Origin of the sequence: Lacibacter luteus, assembly GCF_004118265.1 — a bacterium.
Classification (GTDB): Bacteria; Bacteroidota; Bacteroidia; order Chitinophagales; family Chitinophagaceae; genus Lacibacter; species Lacibacter luteus.
In genome coordinates this window covers 952,641-967,154 of the sequence record NZ_SDHW01000001.1, presented here as the reverse complement: position 1 = coordinate 967,154, position 14,514 = coordinate 952,641, and the positions used below count along the sequence as shown (strand labels likewise).

At 38.4% G+C, this 14,514-nt stretch carries 9 protein-coding genes; 3 read left to right on the top strand and 6 right to left on the bottom strand.

Going from position 1 to position 14,514, the window contains the following annotated elements; genetic code table 11:
- Nucleotide 1: 1 nt before the first annotated feature.
- The 4 genes from ESA94_RS03595 to ESA94_RS03580 form a co-directional block, all read right to left on the bottom strand.
- Nucleotides 2-1,939: a hypothetical protein gene (locus ESA94_RS03595; RefSeq protein ID WP_129129481.1), complete on the bottom strand. Its 1,938-nt coding sequence runs from the start codon at nt 1,937-1,939 to the stop codon at nt 2-4.
- 5 nt (nt 1,940-1,944) lie between these two features.
- A complete protein-coding gene (locus ESA94_RS03590) occupies nt 1,945-4,287 on the bottom strand; it encodes a tetratricopeptide repeat protein (protein ID WP_129129480.1) in 2,343 nt (780 codons plus the stop codon).
- Between the two features lie 53 nt (nt 4,288-4,340).
- Nucleotides 4,341-5,507, bottom strand: a complete 1,167-nt coding sequence (locus ESA94_RS03585; protein WP_164972632.1) for a M12 family metallopeptidase — start codon at nt 5,505-5,507, stop codon at nt 4,341-4,343.
- Between the two features lie 202 nt (nt 5,508-5,709).
- Nucleotides 5,710-6,978, bottom strand: coding sequence for a hypothetical protein (locus tag ESA94_RS03580; protein ID WP_129129478.1), 1,269 nt, complete (start codon nt 6,976-6,978; stop codon nt 5,710-5,712).
- A gap of 157 nt (nt 6,979-7,135) precedes the next feature.
- On the opposite strand from ESA94_RS03580, the gene ESA94_RS03575 reads away from it, so the two are divergent.
- From ESA94_RS03575 to ESA94_RS21350, 3 genes are read left to right on the top strand one after another with little or no spacing between them, the layout of a single operon-like run.
- A complete protein-coding gene (locus ESA94_RS03575; protein ID WP_129129477.1) occupies nt 7,136-9,091 on the top strand; it encodes a tetratricopeptide repeat-containing sensor histidine kinase in 1,956 nt (651 codons plus the stop codon).
- A gap of 18 nt (nt 9,092-9,109) precedes the next feature.
- Complete coding sequence (locus tag ESA94_RS03570) at nt 9,110-9,736, top strand: response regulator (RefSeq protein ID WP_129129476.1); 627 nt, start codon at nt 9,110-9,112, stop codon at nt 9,734-9,736.
- A gap of 10 nt (nt 9,737-9,746) precedes the next feature.
- Entirely contained in the window at nt 9,747-10,187 is a 441-nt protein-coding gene (locus tag ESA94_RS21350; RefSeq protein ID WP_164972630.1) for a hypothetical protein, read from the top strand.
- A 2-nt stretch (nt 10,188-10,189) separates the two neighbouring features.
- Here ESA94_RS21350 and ESA94_RS03565 read toward each other — a convergent pair whose 3' ends face one another.
- A complete protein-coding gene (locus tag ESA94_RS03565) occupies nt 10,190-13,231 on the bottom strand; it encodes a sensor histidine kinase (protein WP_129129475.1) in 3,042 nt (1,013 codons plus the stop codon).
- Nucleotides 13,232-13,245: 14 nt separating this feature from the next.
- The gene (locus tag ESA94_RS03560; RefSeq protein ID WP_129129474.1) at nt 13,246-14,511 is read right to left on the bottom strand and encodes an exo-beta-N-acetylmuramidase NamZ family protein; all 1,266 of its coding nucleotides are present in this window, start codon (nt 14,509-14,511) and stop codon (nt 13,246-13,248) included.
- Nucleotides 14,512-14,514 lie beyond the last annotated feature (3 nt).

Sequence of the window (14,514 nt, the reverse complement as noted above, 5' to 3'; positions counted from 1 at the left end):
CTTATTCTTTTGTAATTTTAATATTACTGATGTACACACCTGTTTCTTTTGCATTGTTGGTAATATTGTTAAACGCTAAAAAATTAAAACTTCTGCCGGTTGGTACGCCGCACAATACACAGGCACCGCCGTATTTCATTTTAAAATCTGCCGGCTGAATAACAGGTTGTTCGTTTGCAAGAATGGTAACCTTCCCATCTTTTACCAGGATGCTGATGTGCACTTTGTTTTTTTTGCCGTTAAATGCTCTTAATGGTCGTTCAGCATAAATACCTTCTTCAAAATTTTCCCGATTAACAGTAGGAGAGGAGTTGATGCTTGCTTTTATCAAACCACGATAATTATTATTGTCAGCATCCGCATCATTTCCAGAGTGAATTTCAATTTTTAAAACGGTGCCATTGGTAAAAAGCCTGCTTTCCTGGTTTTGATTTGTTTGATTTATTTTTTCGGTATTTAGTATCAGTTCTACGTTGCCACCGGTTCTTGTAGTGAAATTTGGGTCGGTAACTACATCAAATTCCATTTTAAAGTTTTGCGGAAGTGGGTTTTTCAAAAAGCTCGGGCTTATTCTTCTGCCATAACTTAATTTTAACCAGTTGCCATCAAAGCCGTTTACTTTATTTAAAGTAAACGGCTCCACTCCCCCTTTTTCATGATACCAGTTACGGGGTGTAGTACCAATAGTTCCTGTGCTAAAATCGTCAAAGAAAAATGCACCGGACGCTGCGGGTTTAGTATTTGGAACTTCAATAGCACTGTTTCTGTATTTTGTTCTGTATGCATTAAGTCTTTGCTGTAGTTGCTCTTCATTAGCCGGCTTGTAAGAAATGCCATTTATTTTTTCGGGGCTAAAAAAATAGTTATAGATGTATTCGTAATTAATGTTTTCCATCATAGCAGTACTCAATTCAAAATCTTTTACGCCATCTGCAGCTCCGGCAAAAGACCACCATGCTGTTATCCATTGAGGCTTGTCAGCTTTGCATTTCTCAACTACCTCTTTTGTTATTTTATAAACAATTTGGTATTGTTTCCGTTGCTTTTCTATTTCTCTTAAGCTAAAGGGGTCAATATCATCAGTATTAAAACCGGTTAAAACAGACTGTTGACTTGCTCTGAATGTAGCGGGTTCCTGCAACCTGTTTTTATGAACCTGTCTCCATTTGTTGATACGTGCCAATACAATTTCAAATTGTTTTTCCTTATGTGACCAGGCTTGTAGGCGGCTTTGTTTATCTCTTTCGCCGTTTCCGGAAAATGTACGGTCAACAATTTCTTTTTCCTTTATTTTTTCTTTTGCTATTGATGCTTCTGCTTTATCCAGGAACTCGCCGATTGTTACCTGCACAAACGGGGAGATATTCCCGGGAGCTAGCATCACCCAATTCTGGCCATTGGTAATACGGGTAATAAACCTGCGAATATTGGAGTTGTTTTTAAAATCAATTCCTTTTCTTCTGTTAGCAGTTTGCTCTGTCATATACTCATCCGGCTCCAGCAAAAAGTAAAAGTCTTTTTCATGATTCAGGAAATCAACAGGCGTAACTGCCGGGAGTGTATTTACTTCCAGTGCAAAAGTTGTGTTTTCTTCAGGTATTGGTTTGAAACGCCCTTTTTCATCTGTCCATTTTTTATCATGACTCACATTCCATGCATCAAATGAAACGCCGTATGAGAGGTCTCCGTTATATCGTGTAAACGTTCCTAAACTTGCTACAGGCGTATAACTTTTTTTTACCCAGCTTGCAATGCTGTCACAAATTTGAACTCTTCTTTTTTGAACCGGGTCGGCGGTTGGTTTTATTTTGTTATCAAAGCGGTTGTTATTCCACCAGCCAATTACACTATCCTGTATGCGTTGCTCTGCTGTTAATTGTGCAGTTAAATGATTGATTAGAAAAAAAGTAAAAAGCATTAATGCCGTTATCCTCTTCATGGTGGTTATTTTAATTTTGAAAATGAACTTTCACCTTTAGCACTATAACCACTGTTTACGCTCCAGCGGCTGTCTGCACTTACGTTTACTGATGGTGCAGCAGGTAAACCAAGCTTCACTGTTTCAGGTTCAGTTACTTTTCCTGCTTTAGAAATCATACCCGGGCTAATTTCAACTTCGTTGTCAACTTCAAGCTTACTGCCAAATTCTATTTCTGCTTTATCCTTAACAACAAAGTCTGAAATCAGATTTCCATCTTTGTCTTTGTTTAATTCCATTCCAACGCCCATCTTGTTTTTCATTCCTATATCCACCGGTGCTTCTTCTTCTAAACTTTTTGGTAAAAGCTTTAATTCATTTTCAAGCTCAAGTTCAATACTGCCTTTTTTAAATCCGTTTTCATCAAATGTTATTTGTCCCTCAAGGCTTATTTTAACATCCTTCATAATTTTTGTTTCAAGACCTCCTGTAGCTTTTTCGAAATTTCCTTTTTCATCAAACTCTGCACCTGCTTTTATTTTTACAGACTTTACCTGAATTGCAATGGATGCCTGCTCAACAAAGCCATCAAAATTTGCTCTTAAGCTTGCATCAAACGGAAGAAAAATCGGGTTTAAATGAACACTCATTGTATTGCAGCGCATAACAATAGCACCTAAGCCGGGCGTATAAATCCAGTTGAAAATTTTACAGTTTACCTCATCATAGTCATTCAATGGTTTTAATATGCTGTATTCTGTTTTTTTCTGTTCATCTGAGCTGCAGGGATAACCTAAATCACTTTCGTGAAATAATTCATGTAGTTTTTCCAGGAATCCTGCCCGTAAATTCAAAACAATTAATTGAGCGGTTGCATCTGTATTAGCAGTAGAGGGGTAATAATAATACATGTTATAAAATTCAGTAAGCCAGAATGAAACGGATAGCTCATTGGATTTTATGTTCAGCTCATTTGTTTGTTTCAGAAATTCATTAATGATGGGTAATTGACCCTCGCAATTCACCTGTTTGTTTGCGCCTCTTTTGATTTCTTCACTAAAACGTTCTTGTTCTTTTTTATAAGCTACATTGAACTTTTCTTTTATTTTGTTTTTTTCTGTTATAAAAAGCAGGAGTTTTTCGGTGTGTTGTTTTAAGCGGCGATCAAAATCTTTTGTATAATTGTTATAACGTTCGACAGCTTTAGTATGATAAGGTGAATGAATATTAAATTTGTTTGACTGTGCTTTTTTAAAAAATGCTTGTTCAGCAATACTTGCATTTTTGCTCACCATCTCCATTTGTTTATTAATCTTTTCCAGTTCTGATTTAATGTATTTTCTGAATTCACTCCATTGTAATTCTACATTGCTTCCCAAAGCAGTTGCATAAGTTTTGGGAACCAATGCTGCATATTCATGTAAGTTAAACGTGGTGGAATAGTACACTCTTGGTGCATAAAACTTTACGGGCTTGTATTGATTACCTTCCAATTCTTTTAACAGGTTTGTTTTTGGCGTAGTGATGCTGTGTTTTAAAGAGCGATGCAGTGCAGCAATCGCTTCAGCTTTTTTCCCTCTTGATTTTAGCAGCAGGCATTTTGTATAGTTCGCCTGCGGATGATAAGTATAAACACGGATCGCACTGTCTAAATATTTTTCTGCTTTTATTTCTTCACCAAGTTGCAACCAGGCCTGTCCTAAGTTGTTAAGTATCGTGCTGTTGTTTTTATGTACGCTGTTTAACTTTTCAAGAATAGGAATAGCTATATGCGCCGCACCACCCATTGTTAAATAAGATGCAAAGTTGTTGAGATGGTCAGCATTGGGAATTACTTCTGCCGCCTTTCCCATAAGGTAAGTGGCAGATTCTTTGTAACCCATCATCCACATACCATTGGCTGCTGAAGCAATCATGTATCCGTAATAAGGATCATTTTTAAATTGCTCATTTATTTTATCTGCCATTTGCTTTGCTTCCGGCTTAATAACAGACAGGATAGATACATTGGTTTTTTTTACAAATGCCAGTAGTTGCTCTTTCGAAAAAATTGTTTTGGGAAGTGTATTAATGATTGCTGTTTTTCTTGCGGGTACAACTCTGCTTTCATCTTCCCATGCATCAGCCAATTGTTGATCCGTCATCTTTGGCATATTCTTTATGTTGGGAAGTTTAATACCCAGGCTGTCGTATATTCTTTTTTCTTCCGGAGTCATATTCTTTAACATGTCCTCCATTTCCTTCATCATTTTATCCATTTCACTTTGCGTAGGAGGTTTCTCCTGCGGCTTTACGGGTTTCTTGGGTTGTTGTGCCGTGCACACAAAGCATAATAGCAATAAGATGATGGTATATGTAATTCGTAACATGCTGTTGTGATTAATAATTGTAATAAATACTGAGAATGTTTACTCATTCGGCTTTAACCACATTTATCATTCTTCCATGTAAGCTTTACCCTGCATCCGCCGGTCAGGGCTTCTAATACCGGCCATTTATAGGGAAGCAGTGTATGTACTCCCAGTAGCTTAGCTTTCCAGAAACTGATCCCTTTTGTTCGGTCTATATCTGCTGCATTTACCTGGATGGTATAAGAAGTTCTGTTTTCGCTTGCAATGAGTGAATGGTTTTGAACCCAGTTCATTGCTTCTGTTCCGTTCTTTAGCGGCACAGCAATTTGTTTCCACCAGGTTATATTTCTGCCAGAACTATTGGTGCCCAGCTCTAAAATAAATTCAATTTTATCTTTAGGTACAACATTATAATCAACACGAAAATCAATCAAATCACAATCATCGCCTGTGCGTAATGTGCCTGTAGCACCACTGTTATAAACCGGAAACGGATACAATGCTCTTGCATACTGCATATCTATGTAGGAGAAATTTGTGTTGTAAGTGGTGCCTGTATTAGTAGTGGTTAACTCCGCCGGTATTTCGTAATGCATGATAGAGGCGGGGTCATAAGCGGAGTAATTAGTAGTTGTTCTTGCATACCGGTTAAACACATTGAGGTCTACTTCTGCACGACTCCATTTGTTTGGTTCTTCTGCAAAGAAAGCATATACTTTTTCCTTATCCCATTGGATGCCCGATGCAGGCGACTGATGTTCATGAATAAACCCTAATGCATGTCCAAATTCGTGAAGTACAATGGCACGTACATCAGTTGTTGTTATGCCTGAATTTATAAAACCGAGATTCATTGTGTACGCATCAAATGGGTTAAACAGCACATCCCTTCCAATCCAACTCCAATATTTTTTATTGGATGCAAACCATACTTTAATTTTTGCATCTGATTTGCTTGTTACAAACTGAAAGTTGATGTTGGCAATTCGCTCCCATTCTTTTACAATAAGTTTTATCTGCTCACGTATGGCATCTGAACCATTGGTGGTACTCAAAAAAACTTTAATGGTTTCGCCGGGGCTCCACATTTTTAATGTTTCGCCTGCAAGTGGTTGGTGTTTTACCGCTATGGTTGAAATGCTTCCATCGCTGTTGATACGTGGCGGTGCGGTTACCAATGAAAAATCCCTTTCCGGTAATGATTGATTAAGTAGCGGACGGTCCACACAAATTTTCATATTACTGAAATCGTAGGTTTTTGAAGGGAGTATTTTGTTTGCGATAGTGACGTTATTGCCTTGCTGTATTTGTGTTTTTGTACTAATTGGGTATTGGGCATAGCTATTTAGAGAAGCAAGGAGAATTGTTATTGAAGCCAACTGTTTCATGATTTTATTTTTAGAGACAGAATGAAATAAGTAATACCTGATTGAATAGCGTTTACCTGATGTTGGTTGTTGCTCCTGTTGCCGCTTTCGTCATCATCCATCTGCCTCCGCCGCTTACGTTTGAACCTGAGCCCCAAGTGCCTTCCATTTGCGAACCTTTAACTGAAGCCGCAAATGAAAACGCATTATTATTTCCGGTATATCTGTAAATCCCAGTTAGCTGATTGTTGTTAAGATTATAAGTGCCTGCAGCAATACTTTTTCCTGAAGCATCCAGTACATTCATAGTGCCATCAGGGTTCAATTGAAAAGAATAAAAAGTTGTGTTATTGCTGCTGCCCGTTCCATAGGTTCCTTTCCAGATTCCTGCAACAGTAGATGTGCTTGTTGTTGTGCCTGTGTTTACTGTTTTAATTGTTGATGGTGCAGTAGTTTTTGTAACTGTTGTGGTAGTAGTTGTACCATTGCCCGTGTTTGATGGTTGCGTTGTTGTTGTACTTTGTGTTTGCGAAGGAAAGAATTCTACTTTCAGTAAAACAGTATAAATGCCATGGTCACGCAGGTTACCAACTGCAGTTTCATCGTAGTGAACTGGAATAACACCTTTGCCATACCCCATATCACTATTACTTAGAAATGCAAGATCGCTCGATTTAAGTCCAACAAATTTTGGAGAAAAATCACCATATTTTTCCATTCCAATTGGTCTTGTTCCGGGTTTGCCTAACTCCCCCTGCTCACCACCAGCTTTTATTTTTGGAATGCCTAACTGCCCTGCACCAAAAATAATTGAAGTGGGATTCATAGTTAGTATGCCGATGCCTAAAACAACAGGAGCTATCTTCTGATTAATGCTGTAAGCCATACTTTGAATAGTAGAACTAAAGCCAGCCTGGTTATCTGCAATGGGATCCTGCTCCCATGCAGTAGGTACAATCGTTAAGATGTCGTCATTGGCTACATCGTACTCACCAAGTAACAGGTTGCCTCTGTAATTATCACCGGCTTTTATGCCTCCACGATTGTTGCCAAACACATCCACCCAAGAGCCAACACTGATGCGGTTCGAAAACTGCCCTGTAGCATCTCCATAAACAGGCGTTCTTTTTTCATAGTTGAGTTTTGTGGTTCCGTTTTTATCGCCAAGTAAAAAGGAAAAAGTAAAATAGACTTCATCGCCCTTTCCATCTGCGTGTAGAATATCATCCCAGGTTTCACGAATGCAATCAAAACCTGCAAACGAAACACGAATACGGCCGGCTTGCGCCAGTAGTAGATGGGATGTAGCAATGCATACAAGAAGGCAAATTAATTTTTTCATGTCTGTGATTTTTATTGACGTAAAAATGATGACTTGCCTAAAAGAAATCTATCCCTTAAAAGAAGGATATTTTGTGTGCCTTAAAAAATCATGTAAAAAGGGGAGGAATTACCTGCACCATGTTGATTTTATTTGTAATCTGTTGAATTAAGTTTATATGATGAAACAGCTGCTATTTTCTATACTGCTCTTTTTGTCGTTTGTTTCAACTGCTCAAACGGTAATGAACAGAGATAGTCTTTTAAGGTTAATGCCTGCTATAAAAGAGGATTCGGCAGGTGTAGAGTTTTACATTAATCTCGGTCAGCAATACGAAGCCAATGAACCGGAGCTTGCTAAGTATTACTACAGGAAAGCAGGTACTATCAGCGAAAAAATTAACTACGAAGCAGGAGTGGTTCGTTACATTTTCAATTACACGTTCGTACTCAATTTGCAGGCAAGGTACGATTCGGGCTTACTGCTAAATCAACAATCAGTTGCCATTGCAAGAACGTTGAACGATCCTGTATTGCTGGGCAAGGCATTGTTTAATACAGGCACATCTTACAGGCAATTGGCCAGGTATGCTGAAGCTGCAAAGTTTTATGAAGAGGGTAGAAAGTTGTTTGCAGATAATGGAGATAGTTTTCTTTCGGCGCAGGGGTATGATATTTTACAGTTAATGTATTTTAATATTGAAGATTATGATAAGGCCATCGAATATGGCCAGGCTGCTGTAAAATACCTCCGTACGGTTGATGAGCCAATGTGGTTAGGTACTGCTTTAAACAATCTTGGGTTGAGTTATATAAAAAAGCGAAAGTTTAATGAGGCTGAGCAAGTGTATAATGAAACATTAAAAATCAGTAAGCGTATTGCACATGTGGAAATGGAGTCGTCGGCAATGCTTAATATGGCCGATGTGTTTTTGCAAAAAGGAGAATATGAAAAACTAAAACCGTTTTATGAAAAAGCAGTTGTACTTAACAAACAATTGCAATCGGATGATGGGTTGGTAATTTCTTACAGAGGCATGGCTATATATTATTTTTTCCGCAAGGAGTTCGAAACAGCAAAAGCCTATGCATTACAATCTTATACCATTGCCGATACAAACAACTTGCGTATGGAAAAGCAACAGACCATGCAAACGCTTTCCCGTATTTATTTTGCTCTGCACGATATGAAGAGCGGCTATGCTTATCTGCGTGCTGCTGATGTTTTAGCTGATAGTATTTTGAGCGACAAGATACGCAGGAATGCCCTGGATCTGGAAGCCAAATATCAATCTCAGCAAAAGATTTTGCGTATTCAACGGTTAGAAGATGATAAAAAAATTCAGCAGTTAACCATCAGCCGTAAAAATACACTCAATTATATTTTAATTGGCAGTGCTGCATCTCTGCTTATTATTTCTCTTTTATCGTACCGCAACTACAGGCATAAACAAAAATTGCAGCAACAGCGTATTAACGAATTGGAAACTGAAAAACAATTGGCCGCAACAGAAGCTGTATTAAAAGGCGAAGAACAGGAACGAACACGATTAGCAAAAGATCTGCACGATGGATTAGGAGGAATGTTGAGCGGCATTAAATATTCATTTAATACTATGAAAGGGAACTTAATTCTTACGCCTGACAATGCACAGGCTTTTGAACGCAGCATGGATATGCTGGACAGTTCTATTAAGGAAATGCGCCGTGTAGCACATAACATGATGCCGGAAGCATTGGTGAAATTTGGGTTAGATACAGCGTTGAAAGATTTTTGTAATGATATTAATGCATCGGGCGCTTTAAAGGTAAGTTACCAATCGCTTAACATTGAAGAGGTAGAGTTTGAACAATCAACTGCAATTACTATTTATCGTATTGTGCAGGAGTTAATTAATAATACAATGAAACATGCGGTTGCAAAAAATGCCATTGTGCAATTAAGCAAAACAGATGATGCAATTACCATTACCGTTGAAGATGATGGTAAGGGCTTTGATGCCGATATATTAAAAGCTGCACGGGGTATTGGCTGGACGAATATTCTGAGCCGTATTGAGTATTTAAAAGGTAAATTAGATGTAAGATCAGAGGCCGGTAAAGGAACTTCTGTTCATATAGAACTGAATGCATAATTAAAAACTGCTCACCTAATGGCAATAAAAGTTTTTATCGTAGATGATCATTACATGGTAATTGAGGGCATTCGTTCTCTGTTGCAGAACGAAAAAAATATAGAGTGGGCCGGTCATGCTATGAATGCAGGTTCCTGTTTGGCTTTTCTGCAAAAGCAATTACCCGATGTTATATTGATGGATATAAACATGCCCGAAAAAAACGGAATTGATTTGTGTAAGGAAGTAAAAGCGAAATACCCGGCTGTTTTTATTATTGGATTAAGCACGTTTAATCAACAAAGTTTTATTGAGAAGATGATGGAAAACGGAGCTTCGGGATATGTGCTGAAAAATGCTTCGAAAGAAGAAATACTTGAAGCACTGCAAACTGTTGTAAAGGGTAAAACCTATTTAAGTTTTGATGCCATCAAAACAATGAAATCCAAATCGGAAGCCAATCTTATTCTTACCCGTCGGGAAAAGGAAGTACTCGAACTTATAGCTGAAGGAATGATCAATAGCGAAATTGCAACTAAACTCTTTGTTAGCGTAACTACCGTGGATACGCATCGGAAAAATCTGCTTGCTAAATTGAATGCCAGGAATGTTGCGGAGTTAATCAAGCTGGCGTTTTATCATCAACTGATTGCTGTAAATCATTAATCCCGACCTTATGCGGTTAATTTTTCTGTTTTTAGTTTTTGTAACAGGTAGTTACGGCGTGGCGCAAATTAGGCAGCTGCCGGTTAAAGACAGCCTGCGAACAACAAAGAAGTTGATGGTTAATGAACGTAATACTGCAAGGTCATCAGCTTCAATTGTTCTTGCGAATGAAATACAGCTGAGGTTGCAATCGATAGTTAACAGATATAAAGGGCAACCATCAACTGATACAGTATGGATTAACTTAAAAAGAGATGCAGTCTTTTACCTTGATAGTTTATATCGTACAGGCAAATTTGCCGGCAATAAACCGGAGGAATGTTTTTTTGTGAAAACAGGCGTAGAGGTTACATCTCAACAGGAGATAGCGGTAAATATAAAAGTATTGGTTGCGGGTTATGCACTTTTAAAACCCGCCGAATTTTCGCTGCTTCGCTTTTACGTTAAATAGCTTTACGTTAATGGTATTTCGATAAGAACTGATGTGCCTTTCCCTTTCTCAGATTTATAGTCAATAACCCCTTTTATTATTTTTAACCTGGCTGCAATATTCTTTAACCCAATACCTTCTTTTTGCGAAATGTTATTAAGGTCGAAACCGGTACCATCATCCTCAACTGTAACGGAGAGTTTGTTATTAGCGCCACTTAACTGTACAATGGCATTGTTTGCTTTTGCATGCTTAATGATGTTCTGAATTAATTCCTGTATAATTCTGAACAGATGCAAACTCACTTCTTCGCTTAAATTGATATTGGTTGTTTCAATAGCTGAAAAAGAAATGTTTAATCCTGCCGGTTGGCTTATGTTGCGGCAATAGTCCTGCAGGGAGTTAACAAAACCAAATTTCAGCATATTGTCTGTTGCCATACTATGCGAAATGCTGCGTAATTCTGTAATTGTTTCGTTTATTTTTTCTATGTTAAACTGAAATCTTTGTTGCTGCGTTTCATTCATATCCATTTGGTTTTCCATTGCGCTGAAAGAATGTTTAATGCCACTGAGCATACTGCCTAAACCATCATGTAGCTCCCTTGCCATACGTGTACGTTCCTGTTCAATTGCAAGTTCTTTTTCAATCAGTATTTTTTGCTTTTCCATTTGCCGCAGATAATACAACCGTAAAAACTGTGCTGCAATAATTGCAGTTGCTGCAATAAGCAACAGCATAAACCAGGTTTTTTTATACCAGGGAGTAAGGATCGTAAATGTAAATGGATAGCTTGTTTCTTTCCATGTATCTGTTTCTTTGTATTTGCAACGAATCGATAATGTGTAGCTGCCGTAAGGAAGATTATTAAAAGATACGGAACGGCTTTCGCCTGTTTCTGTCCAATTGTTGCCCGTGCCGCTTAATTTGTATTGAAACTGTAATTGATTGTTTCGGGCATAGTCCACGGCCGAAAAGCTAAACTCAATATTGTTTTCATCGGCTTGAAGTGTAATGTTTTTTTCGTTTTCGAAATACCAGGGCTTGCTGTTTACAAACATTGCATCAATAAATACTTTCGGTTGCTGCAAAATTGTTTTGTTCAGCAGTGTATCGGGATTAAACCATATCAATGTATTTTTCGAGCCAATGTAAAGGAGGTTTGTTTCTTTATCGTATAATACGCCTCTGCTTTCAAAATTATCGTTGGGTAAACCATCGTACGTGGTAAAGGTTACAATCTTATTCTTTTCGGGTAAATAGCAACCCAATCCCTTACGGGTTCCCAGCCATATTCTTTTTTGCGAATCTCCTGTTATGCTGGTAACACCATCGGCAGGTAAGCCTTTGTTAATATCATAATAATCGCCTAGCCTTGTGTTTACATTGTATTTAATAAGCCCTGCGCCATCAAGCGCAATCCAGAGGTTGTCCGATGCATCTACATATAAATGATTGATGCCGTTTGTACCATTGTATTGTGGCAATAGTGCGCCAATAAACTTTTCTTCAAATTGCCGGGTGGTTGTATTCCATTTAAGCAGCTGTGCCGATTTATTATTGCCCCACCAGATATTTCCATTGCTGTCTTCTGCTGCGCAGTGCACATAACTATGGCTAAAGGTAGGTGGTGATGATTGGCGACTGTATTGTATTAGTTGTGATGAGCCTGCGGGAGATCGCATAATGCCTGCACCGCCATTACAACTATACCATGTGTCGCCATTACGTGCTTTGTAAATTAATGTAACAAGATCGGTATTAGCTGTGTAATAGGGTTGTAAAAAAGCAGGGTAGTTTGTTTTGCCGGAAGCAATGTTGTAAACTGCTAATTTTTGCCCGGCACCGCCTATTAATATGTCTTCGGTAAGCTTTACTGCTGTCCATGCATACGCTATTTTTTTTTCTACCTGTGTAAACTTTTTTTCCTGCTTATTGAATTTTAATAAACTGTTTCTTTCAGTTAAAAGATAAATTGTATTCGCATCTGTTTTGATCATTGATTTAATATCGTCGATACTCAGATCTTTTGCTTCGGGACTGCTGTACTTAAAAACAGGTTCATCAAGGCTAAACCGGCTGATCCCATTCATTGTGGCAATCCAATAAAGTTGCTCGTTTGTTTTACAGATGCTTAATACTGCATCGGATGTTTGCATGTTTCCGGTAAAAGCGTCGGCTTTAAAAACATTTCGGCCTGTATCGCTTACAAAGTATAATCCGAAATCGCCAGCCTGGATCATTTTGTTTCCGGGCAATAACATCATTTTTCGAATAGCTCCATTGGGTTGTTGCAGGAATGGGAGAGGTGTATAGTTAGTATTTTGCGGAAGTTGAAGATCGCAATAAAAATTTCCATTAAAGTAAGTTGAAAGGTAAAGGCGCTGCATGCCATTGTCGTACAAAACAGGTGTATAAAATGCTGCACGACTATCCAGGCGCTCATTTTTTAAATTAAAGGGCAATACCTGTTTGGTTTCATAATTTACAAGATACTTTTTATCGGTACCATGTATATACAACATTAACCAGGAATTTTGTAGTGGGTAGCAATCAACCAACGAGCCCGCAGGATAAAACTTGTTTATTGCAAATGAATGCAAAACAGTAAAATCATTATTTGTAATATAGAACGAATCTTTTTTAGATATATACCAACGTGTGCTGTTAAGCCTGTGTGGATGAACGATAATGTCGGCACTTGAGAAACGACTTATCTTTTTTAATTGATGATTGAAAATATTTATTTGCCAAAGGTTGGCTCCGCTTATGAAAAGCAGCCAGCCGGGCTTGTACTCTTCAATTACACTAATGTTGTTGCTGTAAAATTTAGTGCTATCGTTGGTATTGGCATACCATGTTTTAAAATACAATCCATCAAAACGTATAAGTCCTTCACGGCTGCCGAGCCACAAATAACCACGGCTGTCTTGCGTAATGTTGTTTACAAATTCTTCAGAAAGTCCGTTGCTGCGGTTATAGTTCGTAAAACGAATTTCAGCAGGAAACTGTGCTGAACAGTTAACACTAAAAAAAATGAATAGTAGTAATGTGCAAAACCGCATTTATAAAAAATCGATTATTCAAAATCTTTATAAAGTAGATATTTTTTTCGCAACGTTTTGAATTTGCTTAAAGCAGGTTCCCAGCTTTTGCGTATTTCTTCTTCGCTTTTTCCATCTTTAATCTGTTGCATAAGCGTACTGTTGCCGGCCAGTTTATTAAAAAAGAAATCCTGTGGTTTGCCGCTTGCTGCAGGCAAAAAGAAATCTTCTTTGTTGGGGAAAAGACGATAAGCTTCCAGCAACCATTTCAACTGTACTTTGTTGTTTACTGTTTGCAGCACTTTTTCTTTTGTTCCACTAACATCCCAGCCGTAGCAAAGCTTATCCTGCAGCTTTGGTGTTTTTGCACCTTCCATGCTGCGTGGTGTAAACGAGGTTAATGTTTTTGGTAAAGAAGGATGCCCGAAAATCTGGAACTGTTTGTTTGTTCCTCTTCCTTCGCTAAGTACTGTGCCTTCGAAAAAGCAAGTGGAAGGGTAAAGCCAGATCGATTGTGTGTTTGGTAAGTTAGGCGAAGGCTTTACAGGTAAATCGTATTTAGTTGCATGTGTGTAATTGTTACATGGGATCACCGTCATTTCAAATTTACCATGCTTGCCGGCAAGTTCGTAATAACGTGCATCGATCCATTCTTCTTCATAAATCATTTGTGCATATTCGCCAATCGTCATGCCATAAACAACGGGCACCGCTTGCATGCCTACAAACGATTTGTAAGGAGCTTCCAAAACAGGACCATCCACATAATGTCCATTGGGGTTTGGCCTGTCGAGAATAACAAGGTATTTGCCAAATTCCATTGCAGCTTCAATGTAATATTCAAGCGATGAAATGAATGTGTAAAAACGTACACCTACATCCTGTATATCAAACAACATCACATCAACACCTGCAAGATCTTCTTTTGAAGGTTTGCGTTTTGTACCGTATAATGATACAACGGGAATACCGGTTTTCTGATCGGTATAGTTGCCAACTTTTTCACCAGCATCTGCAGTGCCACGAAAGCCATGTTCTGGTGCAAAAATTACTTTGATGTTTATGCCAAATCTGCGCAATGTATCTACCAGATGCGATCTGCCTGCAACAGATGTTTGATTAGCGAACACGGCAACTGTTTTGCCACTGAGCAACGGAATGTATTGCGCCAGGTTTTCTGCTCCTGTTTGCAGTGCTCCGCCATTCATTGTACCACGATTGTAGCCGGAGCGTTTATGTTTTATTTGGGCGCCGGAAAAAAGCGTTAACAATAAAAAGCTTAAAAGCAGGGTGAGTCGCATGTG